We start from the raw sequence: 24543 nt of genomic DNA on the forward strand, positions 1-24543 counted from the left end.
AAACTTGAACTCAATAGACGGGTGGTGAAACCACCCAGATGACAATTGCAGGCTCCGCGCCCGGATTGCGCCAGCGGTAAGGCTTGCCTTCAAAGCGAAAGGAGTCGCCTTCGCCAAGCCGATGCCAGACACCTCCGATCTCGATGTCGAACAGCCCGGAGGCGACGTATCCAGCTTCTTCGGTCGGCCGCTGCGCCTCGGCCTTCAGTTCCGCGCCCGGCGCGAAGACCGAACGCACCATCTCGAAGCTACCGCCGAGATCGGGCGACAGAAGCTCCTCCACCAGGCCGGATTCGCTTGTGCCAAGCGTGCGGCGCCTGCCAGCGCGCACGACCACGCCGCGCTCGCTTTCGACAGGTACGTCATGGCTGAAGAACAGGCTGATCGGCACGCCGAACAGTTCGGCGAAGGCTCGGAGGTCACCGAGCGACGGCGTCGACAGACCGCGCTCGACCTGGCTGACCCAGCCGACCGAACGGCCAAGCTTCGAGCCGATCTCGGCGAGTGTCAGCCCGCGCGCCTTGCGCAGGGCCCTGATATCGCCGGCCAGCACGCGTTCGTCAGGTACCTGCAATGTTCTAGCGGTAGTCGAAGGCAAAGCGCTCACTTTATGAAAAAATCTGGCCAAATTTCATGAGAAGTCAAGCTCATGAAAAAATCAAGTAGATTTTCACGGATGCACAAGATTTGCTTGCGCGATTTTGACGGTTCATGCAAAGGCTCCGCCGAGAGCGGCGAGTGGGGACGTCCGATCGAGACAAAGGGTAAGGGACGGCCCATGCTGGAAAATAACCCCCGAATTGCGGGCGATGCCGAGATTGTCGACGAGGCGATCCTGTCGCGCCGTTCGGTGCGCGCATTCCTGCCCGACATGGTCGACGACGAAACCATCCGCGCCATTCTGGCGGTTGCGGCGCGTGCCCCATCCGGCACCAACATGCAGCCATGGAAGGTCTATGTCACCAAGGGCGAGAGCAAGCAGCGGATATCAGACGCCATTCTCAATTCCGGCATTCGCGCCGAAAAAGCTGATTGGGACGAGTACCGGTATTATCCCACGCAGTTCTTCGAGCCGTATCTGACCCGCCGCCGCGCCAACGGTTTCGGCCTCTATGGCGCGCTCGGGATCGGTCGTCGCGAGGTCGACAAGATGCGCGCCCAGCACGACCGCAACTTCGTCTTCTTCGACGCCCCGGTCGGCATGATCTTCACCATCGACCGCCGCCTCAACCAGGGTTCATGGATCGACTACGGCATGTTCCTGCAGAACATCATGGTCGCAGCTCGGGGCAGGGGTCTGCACACCTGTCCGCAGGCGGCCTTCGCGCCCTATCACCGGCAGATCAGGCCGGTGCTCGACATTCCGGACGAAGAGATCGTCGTCTGCGGCATGGCGCTTGGTTATGAAGATACGTCAAAACCTGAAAACGCCTTCCGCACCGACCGCGTGCCGCTGGAAGAGTGGGTCACGTTCAGCGAATAAGCCAGCCAGCCTCATTCGGTATTCATCTGTGCGCCGTGGCCGCTGACATGGGCACCGTCCTGTGGCGTCAGCTTGAGGTAGGCAAGCAGCGCGCAGAGCGTGATGATGCCCTCGATGACGAACAGGATGCGGAAATCGTCGGCGACGGCTGGACCGCCGCCGGCCAGAAATGACAATACCGCCGCAGCCAGACCGACGCTGATCGCCACCGCCAGCTGCCATAATATGTAATAGAGCGCGCTGAAGCGGGCGAGCTGCTCGGGCGCGATGTCGGAATAGGCGAGATTGCCGGTCGAGGCCCATTGCGCGGAGCGGAAGACGCCGAAGACGAAGATGTAGGTCAGCACGATCCACACCGGCGTGGTCGCCTGCATCAAGGCGAAGCCGGCGACCATGGCGGCAACGATGGGCGTGTTGTAGACCAGCACGCGGCGAAAGCCGAAACGGTTGAGGAAGCGCGGCATGAAGAAGCGCATGGCCACGGAGCCGACCGCGGCGACGAAGGTCAGCGATCCCGCCTGCACCGCGCTCATGCCGAAGCCGAGCTGGAACATCAAGGGCAGCAGGAACACCACCGAGCTGAGTCCGATCGTATCCAGCCCGCCGCCGGTGAGGAACGAAATGCGGAAGGTGCGGATGCGCAACAGCTTGAGATCGAGCAGCGGATTGCGCACGCGCAGGCAGTAGAACGAGGCGATGGTCAGGATGACCAGCGCCAGCGCCAGTTCTGCGGCGATGATGCCGCCCGCGGCATCCTTGGCAGCAAGCGAATCCATGCCGAAGACGAGCAGGACCATGCCGCTGCCGACCAGCAGGAAGCCCGGAAAATCGAACGGCGTGCGCACGGGCTTGGTCATCGTCGGAAACAGCGAGGCGGCAAGAATTGCCGCCGCCAGCGCGAACGGCACGTTGATGAAGAAGATCCAGCGCCAGGAAATGTAGGTGGTCAGCGCGCCCCCGACGAGCGGACCGACCAACGGTCCGGACTGGCCAGCCAGCGAGATGTACATGTTGATCTTCAGCGTTCGGCTGCGCGGAAAGGTCGACAGGATGACGACCTGGCCGAGCGTGCCCATCAAGGCACCGCCAAAGCCTTGCAGCGCGCGGGCGCCGACCAGCATCCAGATGTTGTCGGACAGCCCGCAGAGCGCCGACGAGGCGGCGAACACCAGCAAGGCAAAGCAGTAGACGTTGCGCAGGCCGAAGCGATCGGCGGCCCAGCCGCCAAGCGGCATCGAGATGATCAGGCTGGCGACATAGACGGTAATCAAGAGGCCGAGCTGGCTGGGCGGACGGCCGAGGCTTTCGCTAATGCCCGGCAGCGCGGTCACCACGACATTCTGGTCGAGGCTGGTCATGAACACGCCGCAGGCGACCGTCAGCGGCAGCAGGAGCAAGGCTCTGGCCGGCACATCGGCGCGATCCGTGGCGCCGGCGGATAGTTCTGCGGTCATGGAGATGTTCGAACCAAACGAATGTGCCGACTCTTGAAGAAGGGATTTCATATCCCTCGGGCCGGTTGGGCGGCCACGTTTTCGCACCATGGGCGCCGGCGGCCAGATTCTCTAGCGGCAGAAGCGGCTGGCGTTGATGCCAGATGTGGGCAACGCGGCCATCCGGCCGCGCCGCCTACTGCACCTCGTAGCCGACTTCCTCGCTGGCATGGCAGAGCGCCTTCCAGAAAGAGCGTGCAAACGAGCGGAAGACATAGATGTCGAACTGGTCGGCGCTGGTGCGCTGGATCTGGGCGAAGATGTCGTGATGGGTGGTCGAACGGCCGGTGCCGACCGGAAAGGCCGGCAGCGCGAAGTCGATGGCGAAGAATTTCGCCAGCACCCATTCGGCCTTCGGCCCGGCAATGCGGATGGCGGTGCGGCCGTGCGAGAGGTCGGTCACGGTGCCAATGGCGGGGGTCACCACTTTGGCAAAGGCCGCAGCCAGGCCTTCGGCTTCATCGGCAACGGTGAACTTTCCCGGCGCGAAGCCGAACACCGATTTCACGCCGTCGCTCAAGCCGCCGCCGGCGCCATCGGGCAGGGCAAGCCCGGTGACGGTGCGGATGGCTGCTATCAGCTTCTTCTCCTCGCCGGGCCACGCGGCGAGCTGCACGATCGAGCCCGGCCTTGTCTCGGTCAGGATGATCTCGACGCCGTGCTCGAAATTGCCGTGCGAGCCGACATGGAATTCAGGCTCAAGCGGCGACAAGGGTTCGGGTGATTGGCGCTCAACCATGCATGCGGCTCCCGTCCGGATCGAAGAAGTGGTTGGAGACGATCTCGACCGGTCCGAACCGGTTGCGCAAGGGATCGGAGACATGAGCGCGCGTGCCCTGCCGTGCCTTGCCGCCCTTGACCAGCGCCAGCGCGATATGCCTGCCGAGCGCCGGTGAATAGCAGCAGGCGGTGATGTGACCGATCGAGCCGTGCGGATTGGCCTCGTCAACCTCCTCGACGATGTGCGCGCCGCCATTGAACGGCCGGTTGTCGAGGGCGATCAGGCCGACCAGTTCCAGGCGATCAGACGCGATCAGGCCTTCGCGATCCATCATCGCCGAGCCGATGAATGGCTTCTTCTTCGACAGCATCCAGTCGAGATGCAGGTCGCGCGCCGTGGTACGGCCATCGATCTCGGCGCCGGTCACATGGCCCTTTTCGATGCGCATCGTGCCCAGCGCTTCAAGCCCGTAGGTGACCAGCCCGAACGGCTTGCCTGCTTCAACAAGCGCTTCCCACACATGGGTGCCGTACCCGGCGCCGGAATAGACCTCGAACGCCATTTCACCCGAGAAGGACAGCCGGCAGATCATCGCCGGCACGCCTGCTATCTCGCCGCGCACGATGCCCATGAAGGGCAAGGCGGCATTGTCGACTGCGGTGCCGGTGACACAGGCGGCGAGGATCTGCCTGGCCTTCGGCCCGCCGATCGCGGCCCCCGCCCATTCGTCGGTCACCGAGGTGACGTGGACTTTCAGCTCCGGCCAGATCACGTCGAGGAAATATTCCAGATGCTGCATCACCTTGCCGGCATTGGCCGTGGTGGTGGTCATCAGGAAATCCTGTTCGCCGAGCCGCCAGGTGGTGCCGTCGTCGAAAGCAAGGCCGTCCTCGCGCAGCATCAGACCGTAGCGGGCCTTGCCGACGGCCAGCGTCGAAAACATGTTGGTGTAGACGCGGTCGAGGAATGCGGCGGCGTCGGGGCCCTGCACGGCAATCTTGCCCAGTGTCGAGACATCGACGATCCCTGCGCTTTCGCGCGTTGCCTTGGCCTCGCGCACATAGGCCTGCTCGACCGTCTCGCCGGCATGGCCGTAGATCATCGGGCGATACCAGAGGCCGGCGGAATACATCGTCGCGCCGTTGGCGAGATGCCAGTCATGCATCGGCGTCAGCCGTTCGGGCTTCAGGTCGCCAAAACGTTCCGCCGCCAGCGAGCCGATCGACACCGGCGCAAAGGGCGGCCGGAAGCGCGTCGTGCCGACTTCGGGGATGGGCTTGCCCAGGGCTTCGGCCATGATGGCAAGGCCGGGCACGTTGGAGCTCTTGCCCTGGTCGGTCGCCATGCCGAGCGTGGTGTAGCGTTTCAGATGCTCGACCGAGACAAAGCCTTCCCGGTGCGCCAGCCGCACGTCCTCTGCCGTCACGTCGTGCTGGAAGTCGACAAAGCTCTTGCCCTTGGCCCTGATCTCGAACACCGGTGCCGGATCAGGATCGCCGGGCACGGCTTCCACCACCGGCAATACAGAAGGCGCGCTGGGGCCACCGGCTGCGGCAAGGCCCGCGGCGCGGCCTTCGGCGATGGCTTCGGCGGTGGAGAAACTGCCGGTGAAGGCGCCGGCACCGATCCAGCTCTGTGTTGGCTTCGGCGGCAGGAAGGCCTGCCGCGCGGCATTCCATTCCGCCTTGGCGCCGGCCTGGCTGGCCAGATGGATGGTCGGCGACCAGCCGCCGGACATCAGCAGGCAATCGGCGTGGATACTGCGGGCATCACCTATGAGTGCGCCATTGGCCATATCGAAGCGTTGCAGTTTGAGGCCGGACAGCGCCTTTCCGCCTTCGGTGGCGACGACGGCATGGCCAGCGAAGATCTCGGCCTCGGCTTCCGCGGCCAGCTTGCGCATCTCCGGCGAAAGTTCCGGCCTGACATCGGCGATGGCGACGACCGCGGCACCGGCCTTCTTCAAGGCGACGGCCGCCCGATAGGCGCTGTCATTGTTGGTGAACAGCGCGATCCGCTCGCCCGGCAGCACGCCGAATTCGTTGGCATAGCGCTCGGCTGCATGCGCCAGCATCACGCCTGGCCGGTCATTGCCGGGGAATACGAGCGGCCGCTCGAACGCACCGGTGGCCAGGACCACGGATTTGGCACGGATCGCCCAATAGCGATGGCGCGGCTCGCCCTTGCCTGGCTGATCCTTGTGATCGCTGACCCGTTCCAGCGCGGCAAGCGTGTTGTTGTCGTAATAACCCCACACCGTGGTGCGCGGTAGAAGCCGGACATTGTCGCGGCCTGCGAGCTGGGCGACCGCGCGCCGCGCCCAGTCGGCGGCAGGCGCGCCATCGATGCTTTCCTCGGACCAGTTGGCCGAACCACCGAAAAGCGGCTCGAGATCGGCCAACATGACGCGCGCTCCCTGATCGGCGGCGGTCCTGGCGGCCATCAGGCCGGCCGGGCCGGAGCCGACCACCAGCACGTCGCAAAAGGCGTTCATGCGCTCGTAGCGGGCCGGGTCTTTCGCCGTTCCGGCGCTGCCGAGACCGGCTGCGCGGCGGATGAAGTGTTCGCAGAACATCCAGAAGCGCGTGCCTTTGAGCGGACCGAACACCGGTCCCATGAAGGTCTTGTAGTAGAACCCGGCCGACAGGATATTCCCGCCGAGCTGGTTGACGGCGTTGATGTCCCAGGCAAGCGAGGGAAAGCGGTTCTGGCTGATGGCAACCAGGCCGTCATGGATTTCGACCATGGTCGCCGGAATGTTGGGCTCGCGAACCTCGCCCTTCAGCACCGTCACCAGCGCGTTGGGCTCCTCGACGCCGGCAGTCAGCAGGCCGCGCGGGCGGTGGTATTTGAACGAACGTCCGTAAAGCGTGACGCCCTTGGCCAGCAGCGCCGACGCCAGCGTGTCGCCGGCATGGCCGGTGTAGGCCGTGCCGTCGAAGGTGAAGCGGATGGTTTTCAGCCGGTCGATGCGGCCGCCGGTATCGGCGCGGCGCGGGCTCATGCCTTGTCCTCCGCCTTGCGGCGCGCGGCGGAGCCATGATCGCCGCGCCCTTGATGATCACCGCGCACGAAGGCAACGCTGGAAATCTCATGCGTCAGCGTGTTGCGCACGACGCGCAGATGCGCGCGGCAGCCGCCGGAATGCTGCCAAATCTCGTTGTGATCCCCGGCCGGGTTCAGCCTGTCATAGACATAGGCATTCCACGCCTCGAAATTCTGAGAGGCAGGATCGGGACGCTCGCGGTTGCCGTCACCCTGATAGGTGAACTCGATGACGTCGCGCGGACCGCAATAGGGGCAAGTGATCAACATTGAACTCTACCTAATGCCTAATGCAGCCGGGGGTTTGCACCCTGGCCCTTGTCGTCGATCACCAGGCCGCGGTGGAAGCGGTCGAGGGTGAAGGGGGCGTTGAGATCGTGCGGCTGGTCCTTGGCGATGGTCCAGGCGAAGCACCAGCCGGAAGCCGGCGTCGCCTTGAAGCCGCCATAGCACCAGCCGCAGTTGAGATACATGCCGGGCAGGGGGCCGGTGGTGATGATCGGCGAGCCGTCCATCGACATGTCGCAGACGCCGCCCCAGGAGCGCAGCATGCGCACGCGCGCAAGGCCCGGAAACAGCGCCAGCATTTCGCTCATCACCTCGTCGACGACAGGCAGATTGCCGCGCTGGGCGTAGCTGTTGTAGCCGTCGATGTCGCCGCCATAGATGAGGCCGCCCTTGTCCGACTGCGACATGTAGAAATGGCCCATGCCGAAGGTGACGACGGTGTCGATGAAGGGTTTCAGCGATTCCGTCACGAAGGCCTGCAGCACATGGCTCTCGATCGGCATCGTCTCGATGCCGGCCATCTGCATGACCCGTCCGGTGCTGCCGGCGACCGCCACGGCCACCTTCCTGGCGCGGATGTCGCCGCGCGAAGTGGTGACGCCTGATATGCGGTCGCCATCGCGCAGAAAGCCGGTGACCTCGCAATTCTCGATGATGTCGACGCCGCGCCGGTCGGCGCCGCGCGCGTAGCCCCAGGCCACCGCATCGTGGCGGGCGGTGCCGGCGCGGCGCTGCATCAAGCCGCCGACCACCGGGAAGCGCGCGCTGTCGGAGACATCGAGCGCCGGGATCAGACGTTTGATCTCAGCCTTCGTCATCAGTTCGGCGTCGACGCCGAGATGGCGCATGGCGTTGCCGCGCCTTGCATAGTCGTCGAACTGGGCCGGCGTGTGCGCCAGGTTCAGGCAGCCGCGCTGCGAGAACATGACGTTGTAGTTGAGCTCATGCGAGAGGTTCTCCCACAGCTTCATCGAGTGTTCGTAGAAGCGGGTGTTGGCCGGCAGCAGGTAGTTCGAGCGCACCGCCGTGGTGTTGCGGCCGACATTGCCGGAACCGAGCCAGCCCTTTTCCACAACGGCAACATTGGTGATGCCGTGTTCCTTGGCAAGATAATAGGCGGTCGCCAGCCCATGACCGCCGCCACCGATGATGACGACGTCATAGGACGCCTTCGGGTCAGGCTTGCGCCATGCCGGCTTCCAATCCTTGTTTCCCTTGAGCGCGTTCGCGAGCAGCGAAAAGGCCGAGTACTCTGCCATTGATGTCATCCGGTTCGGGCGATGCGGCAGACTATAGAGCAGGCCGCACCCGCAAAGCCAATATTGCGCCATCGCCTTTCGACTGGCCGACGCTTGAAATGGATCGATGGGGGTGAGTGATCGGTTGGCGCCAATGATCGGATGGGCTCGCGATACGACGGCTTGCCCCAGGATAGGGCCGTCTTTATCAAGGACAGGCTTTTTCAAATTGCCTTTGCCGCCGATGAGTCGCCAACAAATCATGCTTTTCCGATTGCTTCGTCTCATTTTGATCCTCACGCTTGTCGTTTCGGCGCCGATGTCGTTCGACGCGGCTGCACAAGGGCTTGGCCAGGCGCCAGCCGGGCTGGTCGCCGACCAGCAGAAGATCCTGCAGGACCTGACGACCAAGACCGACAATCTGGAAAAGAAGATCCAACAGGACGCCGATGAGGATAGCAGCCTCGTCGATATCCGCTTGCAGCTCGAGGAGTTGTCTCGGCAATCGCTGAACAGCGCACTGGCTTTCCGCACGCGTCTTGGCGAGATCAACAGCCGGCTTGAACAGATCGGGCCAGCGCCCGCCGCCGGCCAGCCGCCGGAGCCCGACATCGTCAGCGGCGAGCGCCAGGCGCTGGTGTCGGAAAAGGCGGAGATAAACGCCGTCATCTCGCAGGCCCAGTCCTTGTCGATCCGCATCAGCGGGCTGATCGACAAGATCGGCAACATGCGCAGCGAGTTGTTCCGCAACCTTTTGACCAAACGCTACGTGCTGTCGGATGCGCTGAGCCCGCAGGTTTTCTCCGACGCCCAGGACGAATACACCAATCTGTACAAGGCGGTGTCTTCCTGGCTGAGCTTCGCTTTCAAGTTCAAGTTCCAGGCCATCCTCGCAGCGACCTTCGTGGCGCTCGGGCTGGCGCTGGTGCTGCTGGTCGGCGGCAGGCGGCTGTTCGGGAGGGTGTTCGAAGCCGATCCCTCCAATGAGGACCCGTCCTATCTCAGCCGCTTATCGGTGGCTTTCTGGTCAACCTTGCTGCCAACGCTGGCGGTTGCCGCCTTTCTGGGATCGACGATTTTCTTCTTCAATTATTACAATGTGTTGCGTGGTGATATTGGCCTGTTCCTCAATGCATTGGCGACCGCCATCGGCGTGGTGTTCTGCGTCAACCGGCTGACCAATGCGGCGCTGGAGCCGCGGCTGCCGAACTGGCGCCTTATCCCGGTCGAAACGGGGCCGGCGCGCTGGCTGGTGCGCCTGACCACCGCCATGGCCGTGGTCATCAGCGTCAACACCTTCCTGTCGGTGATCAACGACAAAATGGGCTCGCCGCTGTCATTGACCATTGCCCGCAGTTTCGGCGCAACCATCATCGTCGGCGTCATCCTGATCCTGATGGCGATGCTGAGGCCATTCAAGGCGCGTGATGGAAGTTGGCGGCCGTGGCCGGCATGGCTGCGCTATACGGCGCTTGCACTCGGTCTTTTCACCATCGTCGCGGCGCTGCTTGGTTACATCGGCCTCGCTCTGTTCGTTTCGCTGCAGGTCGTCGTTACCGGCACCGCGCTGATCACCGCCTATATCGGTTTCCTGTCGGCACAGGCGATCGGCGAGGAGGGTGCTTTCGCCAACACGACCGTCGGGCGCTGGCTGTCGGCCAAATCCAGCTACGAGGATACGGCCCTCGACCAGCTAGGCCTTGTCGTCAGTGTTGCCATCAATGTGATGATCGTGCTGGTGTTCCTGCCGCTGATCCTGCTGATGTGGGGTTTCCAACTGGGCGATATCCAGGCTTGGGCCTACAAGCTCGCAACTGGGATCAACATCGGGTCGGTGACCATTTCGGTGACCGGCATCCTCTCCGGCATCGTCGTCTTCATCATAGGCTATTTCCTGACGCGCTGGTTCCAGGGCTGGCTCGACGGTTCGGTGATGGCGCGTGGCAAGGTCGATACCGGCGTGCGCAACTCGATCAGGCTGGCGGTCGGCTATGCCGGCGTCGCGCTCGCGGCACTGGTCGGCATCTCGGCGGCGGGCATCGACCTGTCCAGCCTGGCGCTGGTCGCCGGCGCTCTTTCCCTCGGTATCGGCTTTGGCCTGCAGAACGTGGTGTCCAATTTCGTTTCCGGCCTGATCCTGTTGGCCGAGCGGCCATTCAAGGTGGGCGACTGGATCGTTGCCGGCGATGTCAGCGGCACAGTCAAGAAGATCAGCGTGCGCGCCACCGAGATCGAGACCTTCCAGCGGCAATCGGTGATCCTGCCCAATTCGAACCTGATCAACAACGCCGTCGGCAACTGGACGCACCGCAACAAGCTCGGCCGCATCGACATCAAGGTCGGCGTCGCTTACGGCAGCGACGTCAAGCAGGTTCATGCCGTCCTGCTGGAGATCGCCCGCAGCCACCCGATGGTGCTGAAGAACCCCGAACCCTTCGTGCTGTTTTCCAATTTCGGCCCTGCCGCCCTGGAATTCGAGATCCGCGTGTTCCTGGCCGATGTGATGAATGGCAACATCGCGCAGAACGACATCCGTTTTGCCGTCCTCGAAAAATTCAGCAGCGAACACATCGAGATGCCCTCGACGCCGCGCGCCGTGGTCGAGGCCCATAAGCCCAAGGCGTGGCCGACAGACGACGACAAGATCGAGGCCGACTTCGCCGAACAGGAGCAGATAAAGGCCGAAGCCGAGGCGGAGAAGAAGCGGCTGGTCAAGTCCCGCAAAACCAAGAAGCCAGATCCGGACTAAGCTGGGACTCCGTCGACCTTGATCCTGCCGGAACCGATTGCGGCATGAATGCGGCATTCAGTTGCGGTTCAGCTTCCATCTCCTATAAGCTCCCATGCAAAGGCGAAATTGCCTTGCGAAATGCAACAGAGGCGGTGGGAACACCGATATTGCACCATGTGGAAGTCTCTCGTCGCTGCCGTCGCCCTGGTCGCCGCCATCGGCTCGGTCCATGCCGCAAGCGCGGTCAACAAGGACGCCGAGACCCGCACGCTGGTCGTGACCGAGGGCGGCAGCAAGACCGACCTCGCGCTGGCTGGTGGCGAAACGGTTGAGTTCTGCCCGAATGGCTGTTTCGTCACCTTGCCGAACGGCGACCTCGAAGCTCTGACCGGTTCGGAAACCATCGAAATCTCGGGCGGCGTCGCCCGAATCAAGTAATTCCGGTTGGCATATCTTGAGAGGCCGGGCGTTTGCTCGGCCTTTTATCGTTTCCGGTAGCAGTCGCTTAACAATGACGCCGGAAATACCGTCACGGCAGCCGTCTGCAACCGGGCGTTTTAACGTTCGCTACGCCATCGCCCGCTATACCAGCCTCAAGACGCCGGAAAGCGGCGCGCAACTCTACGCGGGCAGGGCAGGACGGACATGGATGCGCGGTCGGACAGGAACGCAATACCGCTTGCGGTCGATCTCGACGGCACGCTGATCGCGACCGACCTGTTGTGGGAAGGGCTGTTCATCCTTCTCAAGATGAACCCGCTCTATATCTTCCTGGTACCTTTCTGGATCGCCGGCGGGCCGGCGCGGCTGAAGCAAGCAATCGCGCAACGCATCGACATCGATCCGGCATCGCTGCCCTATCGCGAGGTGTTGCTTTGCCGCCTCCGGACCGAACACGCCGAGGGCCGCAAGATCGTGCTGGCGACCGGTACGCCGCGCAAGTTCGCCGACGCCATCGCGGCCCATCTCGGCATTTTCGACCAGGTGCTGGCCACCGATGGTCTCGCCAATCTCACCTCGGGCAGGAAGCGCGCTTCGCTGATCGCAGCCTATGGCGATGGCGGTTTCGACTATGCCGGCAACAGCCGTCACGATCTCCAGGTCTTCGATGCAGCGCGCAACGCGATCGTCGTCGCGCCCGACCGCCATGCCGCGCGCTGGCAGGCAGCGCATGGCGCCGAGACGATGCCGGCGCCGAAGCCGACTTTGCGGACCATCGTCAAGATGCTGCGTGTCCATCAGTGGCTGAAGAATTCGCTGATCGCAGTGCCGATGGTGCTCTCGCATGAATATTTCAACACCGACATGATCTGGCAATGCCTGCTGGCATTCGTCTCGTTCAGTGCGGTGGCATCGGCCATCTATATCCTCAACGATTTCTTCGACCTCGCGCTCGATCGCAAACACCTCACCAAGCGCAACAGGCCGTTCGCCAGCGGTGCGCTGTCGATCCCGTTCGGACTTGGCGCAATCGCGGTGCTTCTGGCGATCGGCATCGGCACCGGGCTGTTCCTGTCGCCCGAATTCATGGCTGTGCTCGGCGGCTATATGGTCGTCACGACGGCCTATTCGCTGTCGTTCAAGCGCATGCTGCTGGTCGATGTGCTGACACTCGCCGGCCTCTACACGATCCGCGTCCTGGCCGGTGCGGCGGCGACCGGCGTCGACGTCTCGTTCTGGCTGCTGGCCTTCTCTATCTTCTTCTTCCTGTCGCTGGCGCTGGTGAAGCGCTTCGTCGAACTGCGCACCACCGCCATTCCGCCTGGCGAGCGCATTGCCGGCCGCGGCTATCGCACCGAAGACCAGGAGATCGTCGCCCAGGCCGGAATGGCCTCGGCCTTCTCCTCGGCGCTGGTGCTGGCGCTCTACATGGACAGTGTCGCGGTGCGCGAGCTTTATCCGCATCCGTGGCTGATCTGGCCGCTGGCACCGATCGTGCTTTATCTCACCATGCGCGTCTGGATCCTGGCGCGCCGCAACGAGATGCATGACGATCCGGTCGTCTTCATCATCCGCGACTGGCGCAGCCAGATCGTTGTGCTGATCGGTGCAGTGATGCTGGTCATCGGGGGCTGGTAGGCATGGCCACTGAGCGGTTCCCGAGCTTTGGCCTTGCTACGCCGCCGGCGCCGCGCGCCATCGGTGCCGACGAGGCTATCTCGCTGCTGAAGGGCGGTCAGGCCAAGCCAGCGTCACTGCTTGCCTATGGCAATGGCCGCTCCTACGGCGATTCCTGCCAGAACGCGGCCGGCGCGGTCGTCGACATGCGCTCGCTGAACCGGATTCGTGCCTTCAACGCCGAAACCGGTGTTCTCGAGGCGGATGCCGGCGTGCTGTTGTCCGACATCATCGCCCACGCTGCCCCACACGGCTTCTTCCCGGCGGTTGTGCCCGGCACCCAATTCGTCACGCTGGGTGGCGCCATCGCAAACGACGTGCATGGCAAGAACCATCATCGGCGCGGGACATTCGGCTGCCATGTCGAGAGCTTCACGCTGCTCAGGTCCGACGGAAAGACCCACCGCTGCTCGGCATCGGACAATGCGCGGCTGTTTGCGGCAACGATCGGCGGCATGGGGCTGACCGGCCTCATCCTGTCGGCCTCGATCCGGCTGATGCGGGTGCATTCGCTCGACATCGTCGAAAAGGCGACCCCGTTTCGCGATCTCTGCGAATTCTTCGGCCTGGCCGAGGCGGCCGATCAGGCCAATGAATATGCGGTCGCCTGGATCGACCAATTGGCCGGCGGCCGCAACAGCGGTCGCGGCCTGCTGTTGTCGGGCAATCACGCCGAGCACGGCTCGCATGCCGCCTCGCGCGTCGGCGGCAATTTCTCGGTGCCGGTCCAGCCGCCGTTCAATGTGCTCAACCGGCCGTTCCTGACCGCCTTCAGCGCTGCCTACAGGTGGAGGAAGAGCCGGGCAACCGTGCCGCGCCAGGCCGGATATCAGGGCTTCTTCTTCCCGCTCGACGGCGTGCGCGACTGGAACCGGCTTTATGGGCCGAAAGGGCTTTTCCAGCACCAGAGCGTGGTGCCGGAAGAGACGGCGCGCGAGGCCGTGCCGGCATTGCTGGCGGCTGCAAGGCAAGCCGGGCAGGGCTCGTTCCTCACGGTGCTGAAACGCTTTGGCTCCATCCGCTCGCCGGCGCTGCTGTCGTTTCCGCGTTCCGGCTACACGCTGACACTGGATTTCCCCAACAGGGGTGCCGCGACACTGACATTGCTGCGGGAACTCGACCGCATCACGGTCGAGGCCGGCGGCGCGGTCAATCCATATAAGGACGCCCGCATGGCCGCCGAGATATTCGCCTCGTCCTTTCCCGAATGGCAGCGGCTGGAAGCGCTCCGCGACCACGCCTTCATGTCTGACTTCTGGGCGCGCACCGCGAAGAGGTTAGATGCGCGACGAGGCTCGGTCGAGGCGGCCGAATAGATAAAACTCGAATAACTACTGGTTAATTGATGCTTAATAACGCGATTTACTCAAAATATCGTTGGGACTTCACCAAATGTTTGCGGGTTTGTAGTAGGAAGCGCGAAGGGGTGGCTTGGAACACATGAAATACATCGTCTTCATTCTCTTTACAGTCATGACTAATGCCGCCGCGCAGCTGATGCTGAAGCAAGGCATGATGTCGCTCGGGCCGATCTCGTTCGAGGGCGTCAATCCGCTCGTCAAGTTGCTGCAGATCGTTTTCAGCCCCTGGGTGTTCCTTGGCCTGTGTACCTTCGTCATCTCGATGGCATCGCATCTCTATGTGCTGTCCAAGGTCGAGCTCTCCTTCGCCTATCCGTTCCTCAGCCTCGCCTATGTTGCCGTCGCCATCTTCGCTTATTTCGTCTTCCGCGAGGACCTCAATGGCTGGCGCATCGCCGGCATCGCCTTCATCTGCGTCGGCACGGTGCTGATCGCCCAAAGTGGCCGAGATTTGGGTGGTCGAGGGCATGAGGACCAGACCGCTTCCATCACGCCCGACAAGATTCACGCAAACGAGATCGTTCGATGAGACATGTGATTTTCGGCGGCGACGGTTTCGTCGGCCGCCATCTCGCCCCGAAACTTGTGGCCGATGGTGAAGAGGTCGTCGTCGCCGATATCGTCAAGAGCGACCTGCCGCATTACCGCACTGTCCGCTTTATCCAGTGCGACGTCACTGATCCGGCATCGGTCGCGGCGGTTGGGCTGAAGGCCGACGACATGGTCTATAATCTGTCGGCCAAGATGCTGTCGCCGATCCAGGTGCGCGCCAAGCGGCACGATTTCTTTTTCCCGGTGAATTTCCACGGCACCGAGCACATCATGCAGGCCATGGACGGAGCCGGTGCGTCAAAACTCGTCCACTACACGACCGACATGATCTACGGCCACACGGTCACGCAGCCGATGACCGAGGAGCACCCGGTGGCGCCGCTGGGCGAATATGGCTGGTCGAAGCAAAAGACAGAGGAGTTGGCGGCCGAATGGCGCAAGCGCGGCATGTCGATCTCGCTGTTTCGCCCGCGCCTGATCATCGGCCCCGGCCGGCTCGGCATTCTGGAGAAACTGTTCAAGCTGATCGAGTGGAACCTTCCCGTGCCGATGATCGGTTCGGGCAGGAATCCTTATCAGTTCATCTCGGTGTTCGACTGCGCCGAGGCCGCGCGCGCGGCCTGGAAGGCCGGTGTGCCTAATGAGGCCTATAATCTGGGTTCGCTCAACCCGCCGCCGGTCAAGAAATTGCTCGGCGATTTGATCCGGCATGCCGGCTCGAAATCGATCCTGATCCCGACACCGGGCTGGGCGGTCAAGCGCACGCTGGACCTGCTCGACCTCTTGAACATGCCGATCATGGACCCGGAACAGTATCTGATCGCCGACGAGGACTGCGTGCTCGACGTGTCCAAGGCCGGGCGTCAGCTCGGCTGGGTGCCGCAATATCGCGACGAGGACATGCTGATCGCCGCCTACAGCGAGTACCGCGCCAAGAAAGCCGGTCACGCCGTCGCCACCAAACATGTGCCCGCCGAATAGCGGCTCGCAAAACAGCTTTCGTTGCGCTCGATCCTGGTCGTGCGTGCAGACAGGAGATTGAAATGACCGTCATGGCCAAGCCCGAACAGACCAATTTGCGCACCATGGTCAGCGCGCCGTCGCTGTCGCCCGCCACCATCGCCAAGCCCGATTTGATCAGCGTCGAGCAGGCCAAGGCGATGGACGTTGCCCGCATGACCGACCTGTTCAAGGCGCATCTCAACCCCGGCCAGCTGCACTTCATGAAGCTGCTCGGCTTCCACAAGATCAAGATCGAGCGTGCCGAAGGCATGTTCTACATCGACCAGAACGGCCGCAAGATCCTCGACTTCTTCGGCGGCTTCGGTTCACTGGCCTTCGGCCACAATCATCCGCGCATTCTGGAAGCACGCAAGAAATTCCAGGAGGAGAAGCGCCAGGAAATCGCCATCGCCTTCATGTCGCAATATGCGGCAGCGCTTGCGCACAACATCGCCAAATGCTCGCCCGGCGATCTCGACATGGTATTTTTGGGCTCGTCCGGTTCGGAAGCGATGGAAGCGGCGGTGAAGCTCGCCGAGCGCGCGGCCGGTCCGAAGCGGCCGAAGATCGTCTATGCCGAGAATTCCTTCCACGGCAAGACCAAAGGCGTGCTGGGCATCACCGACGGGCAGCTTTACCGCGCGGACTTCAAGGTGGCCGAAAACACGGTCCGCATCCCGTTTGCCGACATCGAGGCGGTCGAGCGCCTGTTCCGCTCCGATCCGGAGGTCGGGGTCATCGTGCTTGAAACCATCCAGGGCGGTGGCGGCATCATTCAGGCGCCGGCCGAATATTGGCAGAAGCTGCGCGCACTGTGCGACCAGTATGGCGTGTTGTGGGTCGCCGACGAAGTGCAGTGCGGCTATGGCCGGTCAGGCCGCTTCTATGCTTTCGAGCATTACGGCGTCATTCCCGATGTGACGGCGCTGGCCAAATCGCTTGGCGCCGGCAAGGCCGCGGTCGGCGCGATGATCGCGCGGCGCGAGGTTTATATGAAGGCCTATGGCACGCCGAAAACGGCGATGATCCATGCCATGGCGACCTTCGGCGGCATGGGCGAGGCCTGCGTCACCTCGATCGAGGGGCTCAACGTGCTCTACGACGAGGGGCTGATCGACAATGCCGCCGTCACCGGCGACTATTTGCTGCAGCGCCTGCAGGCGCTCAGGGAAAAGTACCCGAAGATCATCAAGGAGGTGCGCGGCAAGGGTTTTATGATCGGCCTGGAGTTCCACGACTTCTCGCAGACCTTGCCGATGGTGCTGCGGCCGATCGTCAGCGTGCTCGACGACAAGCTGAAGGGTTCGCTGTCGGGCTTCATCGGGGCGCTGCTGCTGCGCGACTACGATGTGTTAGTCGCCTTCACCGAATACAACCGCAACGTCATCCGGCTCGAGCCGCCGCTGATCTGCCAGCGCGAGCATGTCGACCGCTTCGTCGATGCCTTCGACAGCCTGCTGTCGCGCGGCATCGTGGGAATCGTGAAGGATTTCGTCAAAAGCCAGGTCCGTTAAGCGCTCGCTGGATACAACGATGCTGACCAAGTCGCCCGCTCCACAAAACCCAGTCGACCGGCTCACCGAGCCCGTTCTGACGTGGGGCGAGGGGACTTATGCGCGGCTGGCAGCACCGATCGGCGCGGCGGCTTTCGCGCTTTACATTCTTTTTACAGCGTTCACCGCCTGGGTGATGCCCGACGCCAACTGGGACATGCTGCCCTATCTCGCTATAGCGGAGGAAGGCACCTATCCCGATGCACAGGCGCTGCACGATTATGCGTATAGCACTGTCAAAGCGGGCGTTTCCGCGGGCGATTACAAGGCGCTGACCGACGATGGCGGCGGCTTCCGCAGCCACATGACCGAAAATGCCGCCGACTTCCATTCGCTACTCGGCATGTACCGGATCAAGTTCCTCTACGCCGAGATCCTGTCGACGATGAGCGCGGTGATGTCGCCCGTCGAGGCGATGCGCCTGGTGTCAGTGTTCTCCGTGCTGCTATTCGGCGTGATCGCGCTGCTGTGGCTGCGCTCGGAAAAGGCATTGGCTTTGGCGCCAGCGGTCGGCGCGGTGCTGATCATGGCCGATTTCGGCGATGCGGCGCGCGCCTCGACGCCGGATCTGCTCACGTCGGCGCTGTTGCTGGGCGGGCTTTATGCCTATGTCCGCGGCTACGAGGCGGCAACGGCGCTCCTGCTTTTCCTCGCCTTCATGGTGCGCCCGGACAATATTGTTTTCCTTGCTGTTTTTGCTGTGCTGCTGGTTGCGTTCCGGCAGAAGGCGTGGGGCGCGCTGGCCGGCTTCGCCGCTTCCTTCGTCGCCTATTTCGCCATTTCGCACTGGGCTCATCATCCAGGCTGGTGGCCGCATTTGTGGTTCTCCAGCATTGAGCAGCATTACAATATGGACGGGTTCGAACCGCCATTCTCGGTCACCGCCTATCTCAGGGCATTTGCCGCCTCGCTGCTGCGCGCCGTCAGCCTGAACAGCTGGGTCGGCGTGTCGGTGCTGGCACTGGCCGGCTGGTTTGCCGCCGCCCGCGCCGGCTTCCGCCTCGACCGCCGCGCCGGCATCCTGTTTGCGGCACTGGTGCTCGGCGCGCTGGCGAAGTTCACCGTCTTTCCGATCCACGACACGCGCATCTATTTCCCGCATCTGATCCCGCCATTCCTGCTGCTGGCGACGCCGTTCATGGCGCTGTGGGCAGCCGCGGCTCGTGGCCAGAATCGCGCGCCCTTGCCAATCATTCCTGGAGACAAGCCATGAGTTCGCTATCCAGCCTGGCGCGCGTTGCCCTGTCGCTTGGTCTTCCCAAGGGCGTTCTCGATCGCGGGCCGTCGCTGCGCGGCACGAAGTTCCTGGCCAGGGCGGCGCTGAAGGCGCGATTTGGTGGGGCAGGGCGACCGTTCCAGATGGTCAATGTCGGTGCCTGCGACGGTGCGCTGTTCGACGATGTGACGCCGTGGCTGCACCGCATAGCTGGCGCACGCGCGATGCTGGTCGAGCCGATCCCGTACAATCAGAAACGACTGCGCGCCAATTACCCCGACACCAGCCGGTTCATCATCGAGCCGGTGGCGGTGACGAAGACAAAGGGCACGATCACCGTCCACACTTTCGATGCCGCCGCGCTCGAGGCCGGCGCGCTGCCGATCGAGTTCATCGGCTGCTCGTCGGTCACCGACACCAATCTGATGTCGGGCAAGAATGCCTGGGGCGAGGCCGACACCAACTTCAACAAGTTCGCGCCGCATCTCAGGGACATCGAGGTGCCATCCGAGACCTTGCAGACGCTGCTCGACCGCAATGGCATCACCCATATCGACGCCTTTCTCGTCGATTGCGAGGGCGCCGATTGGATCGTCTTCGAACAGCTTGACCTCAAGCGCTACCGTCCCGGCATGATCAAGGTCGAGGTCGGCGCGCTGCCCGCGGCCGAGATCGGCCAGGTGGTGGTCAAGCTGAAGACAGCAGGTTATCAGGTCGGCTTCCAGGCCGAAGACGTCTGGGCGTTTGCTTGAGTTAGCGTCCACCTCGAAAAGCGAACCGTCCAAGGCGCCCGACAGGAAGCATTCTGCCGTCTGGTCGCTCGGCTTTTTGCCAATGTCGCAAACAGGCTTCAATCGTGCTGCTGCTCCGCCTTATAGTCCGCGCGCTTTATCACTTTGGAGTCGCGGGCAATGGCAGAGTTTCCGAAAAAGGCGAAGGTCGTCATCGTCGGCCTGGGCGGTATCGTCGGCGCATCGATCGCCCATCACCTGATCGAACGCGGCTGGGATGACATTGTCGGCATCGACAAATCGGGCATCCCGACCGACATCGGCTCGACGGCGCACGCCTCCGACTTCTGCTACACGACCAGCCACGATTTCCTGTCGTGCTGGACGACGCTCTACTCCATCGATTTCTACGAGAAGATGGGCCACTACGCCCGCATCGGCGGCCTTGAGGTCGCGCGCGTCGGCGATGACAGCCGCATGGAAGAGATCAAGCGCAAGATCGCCTCCGCAAAGGCGTTTGGCACGCGCGCCCGTCTGATCGAACCGGCCGAGATCAAGGAGAAATTTCCACTCATCGAAGAAGCGATTGTCCAGGGTGGCCTTTGGGATCCCGATGCCGGTCTGGTCATCCCGCGCTCGCAGACGGTCGCCGGCAAGCTGGTCGATCAGGCGGAAGCGTCCGGCAAGCTCAAATCCTTCGCCAACACGTCGGCTCGGTCGCTTGTCGTCAAGGACGGCCGCATATCAGGCGTGGTGACGGACCGCGGCACCATTGAGGCCGACTATGTCATCGTCTGCGCCGGGATCTGGGGCCGGCTGATCGCGGAAATGGTCGGCGAGGACCTGCCGGTCATGCCGATCGACCATCCGCTGACCTTCTTCGGCCCCTACAACGAGTTCGCCGGCACGGGCAAGGAGATCGGCTGGCCGCTGCTGCGCGACCAGGGCAACTCGGCCTATATGCGCGACACCGGCGATCCAAAGACCGCCGAGGGCGGGCAGATCGAGTGGGGTTACTACGAAGAGACCAATCCGCGCCTTTGCCATCCGCGCGACCTGCTGGAGAAGGACCAGGCGCGGCTTTCGCCCTCACAGCGCGACCTCGACATGGAGCAGATCCTGGCACCGCTCGAACGCGCCATGGAACTGACGCCGATCCTCGGCGAACTCGGCTATAACGAGAGCCATTCCTTCAACGGGCTTCTCCAGGTGACGGCTGATGGCGGCCCGTCCATGGGCGAAAGCCAGAAGGTGCGGGGCCTTTGGTATGCCGTCGCCATCTGGGTCAAGGACGGTCCCGGCATGGGCAAGCTGATCGCCGACTGGATGACCGACGGCCGCACCGCGATCGATCACCATGCCATCGACTATGCACGGTTCTATCCGCACCAGACCAAGGAGCAATTCATCTGGGATCGCTGCACCGAGACCGCGATGAAGGTCTACAATCCGGCGGTGCATCCGCGCGAGCCGTTCTCCAAGGCCCGCAATATCAGGCGCTCGCCGTTCTGGGAGCGCGAGAAGGAACTTGGCGGTTATTTCATGGAGCTCGGCGGCTGGGAGCGCGCCCACGGCTATGCCGCCAACGAGCATCTCCTGGAAAAATACGGCAACCGCGTGCCGGTGCGCGAGAACGAGTGGGACAACCGCCATTTCTGGCGCGTCTCCAATGCCGAGCATCTCGCCATGAGCGAGGATTGCGGCATCGTCAACCTGTCGCATTTCGCCATGTACGACATCGAAGGTCCCGACCATGTCGCGCTGCTGGAATGGCTGTGCGCGGCCAAGATCGGCGGCGACAACAACATCGGCAAGGGCATCTACACCCACTTCCTCGACGAGGAAGGCATGGTGCGCGCCGACTTTACCGTCATCCGCATGGCCGACCGCTGTCGTTTGATCGACGGCGCGGACGCCGGTCCGCGCGACTTCCAGTACATGCGCCGCACAGCACAGGACAAAGGTTTCGACGTCACTATCACCGACGTGACCGAGAAATACGTCACTATCGGCATCTGGGGGCCGAACGCCCGGGCGACCTTGCAGAAGGTGGTCGAAAATCCGGACGGGCTCTCTGTTGAGAACTTCCCATTCGCGGCAATCAAGCCGGTCCGGATCGGCGGCAAGGATGTCACCGCTTTCCGCATCTCCTATGTCGGCGAGCAGGGCTGGGAGCTGCACATGCGCTACGAGGACGGCCTGGCCGTCTGGGACGCCTTGCGCTCGACCGGCGTGATGCCCTTCGGCGTTGAGACCTATGCCAACACGCGCCGCATGGAAAAGAGCCTGCGGCTGCAGAACGCCGACCTTTTGACCGAGTACAATCTGCTCGAAGCCGATCTTGCGCGTCCGAAGGTCAAGGAGAACGATTTCTGCGGCAAGGCCAAGCATGTCGAATATCGCGCCCGCGAGCACCAGCCGGCCATGCTGTGCACGCTGGTGATGACCGAGAATGTCGATGCGAAGGGCGTGGCCCGCTATCCGGTCGGCACGATGCCGGTGATGGACCCGAAGACCGGCGAAACGCTGGTCGACGAACTCGGCCGCCGGTCCTTCACCACCTCGATGGCGTACGGGCCGACCGTCGGCAAGAATATCGGTCTTGCCTATTTGCCGTGGGCGTACGCCCAGGAAGGCCGCAAGCTCACGATCGAGTATTTCGGCGAGACCTATCAAGTCGAAGTCGCCGCCGTCGGCTACAAGCCGCTCTACGATCCGGAGAATTTGAAGCCGCGCAGCTGATTGCTGGCAGGCGCAAGGGCATAAAGGCAAAAGCCTGGCCATCGGCCGGGCTTTTCTCTTTTTAAGCCGGCGGTTTTCGCTTACCCTTGCGGAATGTCTGCTTTTGCCTGTGCTAGACATATGCTTTCGGGCTGTGCCGCGTTCGCGCTGACGCTTTGGTTGGCGCCGGCGTCCCTTGCTGACGAGCCCGTCGATGTCGAGCTGGTGCTGGCCGTCGATGTCTCGCTGTCGATGTCACCGGACGAACTCGAGATCCAGCGTCATGGCTACGCAGCGGCGCTGACGCACGACAATGTGCTGCAAGCCATTGCCGATGGGGCTTATGGCAAGATCGCCGTTACCTATGTCGAATGGGCCGGCACCACCTGGCAGCGCGTCATCGTGCCGTGGACGGTGATCGCCAGCCGCACCGACGCCGAGCGCGTGGTCGCGCAGTTGTCGGCGCAGCCGCCCAATAGCGCGCGGCGCACCTCGATCTCCGGAGCGCTGGAGTTCGGCAACGACCTGTTCGCCGAAAGCGGCTACCGGGGCACGAAGCGGGTCATCGACATTTCGGGCGACGGCCCCAACAACCAGGGTGCGCCGGTCAATCTGACCCGCGACGGGCTGATCAAGCAAGGCATCGTCATCAATGGCCTGCCGCTGATGACGCGAGGCGGTTTTTCCGGCGCCTACGACGTCAGCAATCTCGATCGCTACTACAGCGACTGCGTCATTGGTGGTCCCGGAGCCTTCATGATCCCGGTCAATGACTGGACGCAGTTTCCCGAAGCCATTCGCCGCAAGCTGGTGCTGGAACTCGCCGGTCCGGCCTCGCCGCAATGGGCGGCGGAAGAAGCCGCGCATCCGCCGGTGATATTGGCGCAGGAGAGGTCCACCACCGACTGTCTGGTCGGTGAGAAAATGTGGCGAAACCGCAGTTGGATGTTCGACAGCCGCTAAAGCTCTTCTCCGTTGAGCGTGATCTTTGGCCGAACCGGGTCCCATTCTTGCCCCGCTGCCTACCTGTTCGGGCTTACGCTCCAGGCTTGCCTCCGCTACCGAAGCAGTGGCAAACTGGGCGGGCCGCGTGATCCAGCCAGGAGCGCGGCCGAACCGAGGAAACACCGATGAGACGTCTTGCCATCCTGACCGCAGTCGCGTCTGTGCTTTATGCCGACGTCGCCAGCGCCCAATACAACCAGGCTGCCTGCATCATGTTCGAGAACGGGAATTTTCGCGGGCGGTCCATCGGCATGGGTGCCGAGGATTCCGTAAATTTTCGTGGCGGCCAGTTTTGGAATGACCGTGTGTCGTCGGTGATCGTTCGCCGCGGCTGCACGCTCGTGGCCTATGAGGATTCTCGGATGGGCGGCCGCTCGATCGAGATCACGCGCAGGATCCGCAATTTGGGCGGCAGTGACTGGAACGACCGTATCTCCTCGGCGGAATGCACCTGCGACGACTACTGAGGTTCAGGCGGCGGAGCGCAGACCGATTACGTGTGCCTCAAAGGTTCCGTAAATCCTTTACAAGCACATAGAGGTGTAGCGGGTCGGTTGGGGATTGAATGAAACCATAACGCTCGTAAAAGGCGCGGGCATTGTGATCCTTGGCATGTACGGTCACCGCGCGGATGCCTGCAATGTCAGCCGCCTGCAGGCTGCGCAGGATGGCATCGCGCAGCATTCCGCCGCCAACGCCTTTGCCCTGCCAGTTCAGGCTGACCGCGAGACGCGCCAGCAGCATTATCGGAACCGGATGGCGCGCAAGGCCTTTCGTCAACCGCTCGGGCGCACCATCATAGGCGACTTCACCAACCACGAGCGTATAGAAGCCGACCACATCTTCGCCGGAGAGACCAATATAGGTTTGCGAAGCATTTGCTTGCTGGTTTTGAAGTGCGTACCTGGCGAGAAACCTATTGAGCGGCAGTTCGCCGCAATCGAACACATCCACCAGATGCGTGCGAGCCAGTTTCTCGATACGAAACCGGCTCACGCTGGATCGCGGCCGGAAAAGATGCTCGGTTCACTCAGCAGGCGCTTCAGGCGCGGAAGATCTCGCGTGGGGGCATCCAGCGCCGCGATGAACGCAGCCCATTTTTCTGCGTCGAGGGAGAAGCTGTGTCGGTCCGCCAGTGTTTCCTCGGCGCGCCCAAGTGCACTTTCAAGGACAAAATCACTCAGCGAACGGCGTTCAACGGCGGCTGCGGTCGCGAGCGTCCGCTTTGCTTCGACGGTAAGACGCAAGTCCAGTTTTTCGGATCGAGTCGTTCTCGTGGTCATGT

At 62.8% G+C, this 24543-nt stretch carries 21 protein-coding genes; 13 read left to right on the forward strand and 8 right to left on the reverse strand.

From position 1 onward, the window contains the following. Window positions 1–10: 10 nt before the first annotated feature. Window positions 11–574, reverse strand: coding sequence for a helix-turn-helix domain-containing protein (locus tag AC0L3E_RS18995; protein ID WP_127269323.1), 564 nt, complete (start codon window positions 572–574; stop codon window positions 11–13). A gap of 204 nt (window positions 575–778) precedes the next feature. On the opposite strand from AC0L3E_RS18995, the gene AC0L3E_RS19000 reads away from it, so the two are divergent. After that, on the forward strand, window positions 779–1483 hold the full coding sequence (locus AC0L3E_RS19000; protein WP_164748979.1) for a nitroreductase: 705 nt from the start codon (window positions 779–781) through the stop codon (window positions 1481–1483). An 11-nt stretch (window positions 1484–1494) separates the two neighbouring features. On the opposite strand, the gene AC0L3E_RS19005 is transcribed toward AC0L3E_RS19000, so the two are convergent. The 5 genes from AC0L3E_RS19005 to AC0L3E_RS19025 form a co-directional block, all read right to left on the reverse strand. Continuing rightward, window positions 1495–2937, reverse strand: a complete 1443-nt coding sequence (locus AC0L3E_RS19005) for an MFS transporter (protein ID WP_473605361.1) — start codon at window positions 2935–2937, stop codon at window positions 1495–1497. A 175-nt stretch (window positions 2938–3112) separates the two neighbouring features. Continuing rightward, window positions 3113–3715, reverse strand: coding sequence for a sarcosine oxidase subunit gamma (locus AC0L3E_RS19010; protein ID WP_128309354.1), 603 nt, complete (start codon window positions 3713–3715; stop codon window positions 3113–3115). Next, a complete protein-coding gene (locus AC0L3E_RS19015; protein ID WP_473605362.1) occupies window positions 3708–6701 on the reverse strand; it encodes a sarcosine oxidase subunit alpha in 2994 nt (997 codons plus the stop codon). The genes AC0L3E_RS19010 and AC0L3E_RS19015 overlap by 8 nt, the downstream gene beginning before the upstream one ends. Further along, window positions 6698–7012, reverse strand: coding sequence for a sarcosine oxidase subunit delta (locus AC0L3E_RS19020; protein WP_127381894.1), 315 nt, complete (start codon window positions 7010–7012; stop codon window positions 6698–6700). The genes AC0L3E_RS19015 and AC0L3E_RS19020 overlap by 4 nt, the downstream gene beginning before the upstream one ends. Window positions 7013–7029: 17 nt before the next feature. Further along, complete coding sequence (locus tag AC0L3E_RS19025) at window positions 7030–8289, reverse strand: sarcosine oxidase subunit beta (protein ID WP_128307500.1); 1260 nt, start codon at window positions 8287–8289, stop codon at window positions 7030–7032. A 241-nt stretch (window positions 8290–8530) separates the two neighbouring features. On the opposite strand from AC0L3E_RS19025, the gene AC0L3E_RS19030 reads away from it, so the two are divergent. The 12 genes from AC0L3E_RS19030 to AC0L3E_RS19085 all read left to right on the forward strand — a co-directional run bounded on the left by AC0L3E_RS19030 (window position 8531) and on the right by AC0L3E_RS19085 (window position 23725). Continuing rightward, on the forward strand, window positions 8531–11017 hold the full coding sequence (locus tag AC0L3E_RS19030; RefSeq protein WP_473605364.1) for a mechanosensitive ion channel domain-containing protein: 2487 nt from the start codon (window positions 8531–8533) through the stop codon (window positions 11015–11017). 156 nt (window positions 11018–11173) lie between these two features. After that, window positions 11174–11437: a hypothetical protein gene (locus AC0L3E_RS19035; protein ID WP_164748978.1), complete on the forward strand. Its 264-nt coding sequence runs from the start codon at window positions 11174–11176 to the stop codon at window positions 11435–11437. Between the two features lie 207 nt (window positions 11438–11644). Beyond that, the gene (locus AC0L3E_RS19040; RefSeq protein WP_292701650.1) at window positions 11645–13078 is read left to right on the forward strand and encodes a UbiA family prenyltransferase; all 1434 of its coding nucleotides are present in this window, start codon (window positions 11645–11647) and stop codon (window positions 13076–13078) included. 2 nt (window positions 13079–13080) lie between these two features. Next, window positions 13081–14433 carry an FAD-binding oxidoreductase gene (locus AC0L3E_RS19045; protein WP_128307502.1) on the forward strand — a complete coding sequence of 451 codons (1353 nt, stop codon included), beginning with the start codon at window positions 13081–13083 and terminating at the stop codon, window positions 14431–14433. Window positions 14434–14557: 124 nt separating this feature from the next. Continuing rightward, a complete protein-coding gene (locus AC0L3E_RS19050) occupies window positions 14558–15007 on the forward strand; it encodes an EamA family transporter (RefSeq protein WP_127330325.1) in 450 nt (149 codons plus the stop codon). Continuing rightward, entirely contained in the window at window positions 15004–16011 is a 1008-nt protein-coding gene (locus AC0L3E_RS19055) for an NAD-dependent epimerase/dehydratase family protein (protein ID WP_473605365.1), read from the forward strand. The genes AC0L3E_RS19050 and AC0L3E_RS19055 overlap by 4 nt, the downstream gene beginning before the upstream one ends. Window positions 16012–16115: 104 nt before the next feature. Continuing rightward, complete coding sequence (locus AC0L3E_RS19060) at window positions 16116–17546, forward strand: aspartate aminotransferase family protein (protein WP_236383382.1); 1431 nt, start codon at window positions 16116–16118, stop codon at window positions 17544–17546. Window positions 17547–17565: 19 nt separating this feature from the next. Beyond that, on the forward strand, window positions 17566–18798 hold the full coding sequence (locus AC0L3E_RS19065; RefSeq protein WP_128307504.1) for a glycosyltransferase 87 family protein: 1233 nt from the start codon (window positions 17566–17568) through the stop codon (window positions 18796–18798). Then, complete coding sequence (locus tag AC0L3E_RS19070; protein ID WP_128307505.1) at window positions 18795–19553, forward strand: FkbM family methyltransferase; 759 nt, start codon at window positions 18795–18797, stop codon at window positions 19551–19553. Before AC0L3E_RS19065 ends, AC0L3E_RS19070 begins: the two co-directional genes overlap by 4 nt. Before the next feature lie 159 nt (window positions 19554–19712). Next, on the forward strand, window positions 19713–22274 hold the full coding sequence (locus tag AC0L3E_RS19075; RefSeq protein ID WP_128307506.1) for a GcvT family protein: 2562 nt from the start codon (window positions 19713–19715) through the stop codon (window positions 22272–22274). A gap of 93 nt (window positions 22275–22367) precedes the next feature. Further along, on the forward strand, window positions 22368–23216 hold the full coding sequence (locus AC0L3E_RS19080; protein WP_128307507.1) for a DUF1194 domain-containing protein: 849 nt from the start codon (window positions 22368–22370) through the stop codon (window positions 23214–23216). Window positions 23217–23383: 167 nt separating this feature from the next. Next, on the forward strand, window positions 23384–23725 hold the full coding sequence (locus AC0L3E_RS19085; RefSeq protein ID WP_023812325.1) for a peptidase inhibitor family I36 protein: 342 nt from the start codon (window positions 23384–23386) through the stop codon (window positions 23723–23725). A 37-nt stretch (window positions 23726–23762) separates the two neighbouring features. On the opposite strand, the gene AC0L3E_RS19090 is transcribed toward AC0L3E_RS19085, so the two are convergent. Beyond that, a complete protein-coding gene (locus tag AC0L3E_RS19090) occupies window positions 23763–24254 on the reverse strand; it encodes a GNAT family N-acetyltransferase (RefSeq protein WP_127317913.1) in 492 nt (163 codons plus the stop codon). Further along, entirely contained in the window at window positions 24251–24541 is a 291-nt protein-coding gene (locus AC0L3E_RS19095; protein WP_127317915.1) for a type II toxin-antitoxin system TacA family antitoxin, read from the reverse strand. The genes AC0L3E_RS19090 and AC0L3E_RS19095 overlap by 4 nt, the downstream gene beginning before the upstream one ends. Between the last annotated feature and the right edge of the window lie 2 nt (window positions 24542–24543).

This window comes from Mesorhizobium sp. WSM4822, from assembly GCF_055811155.1.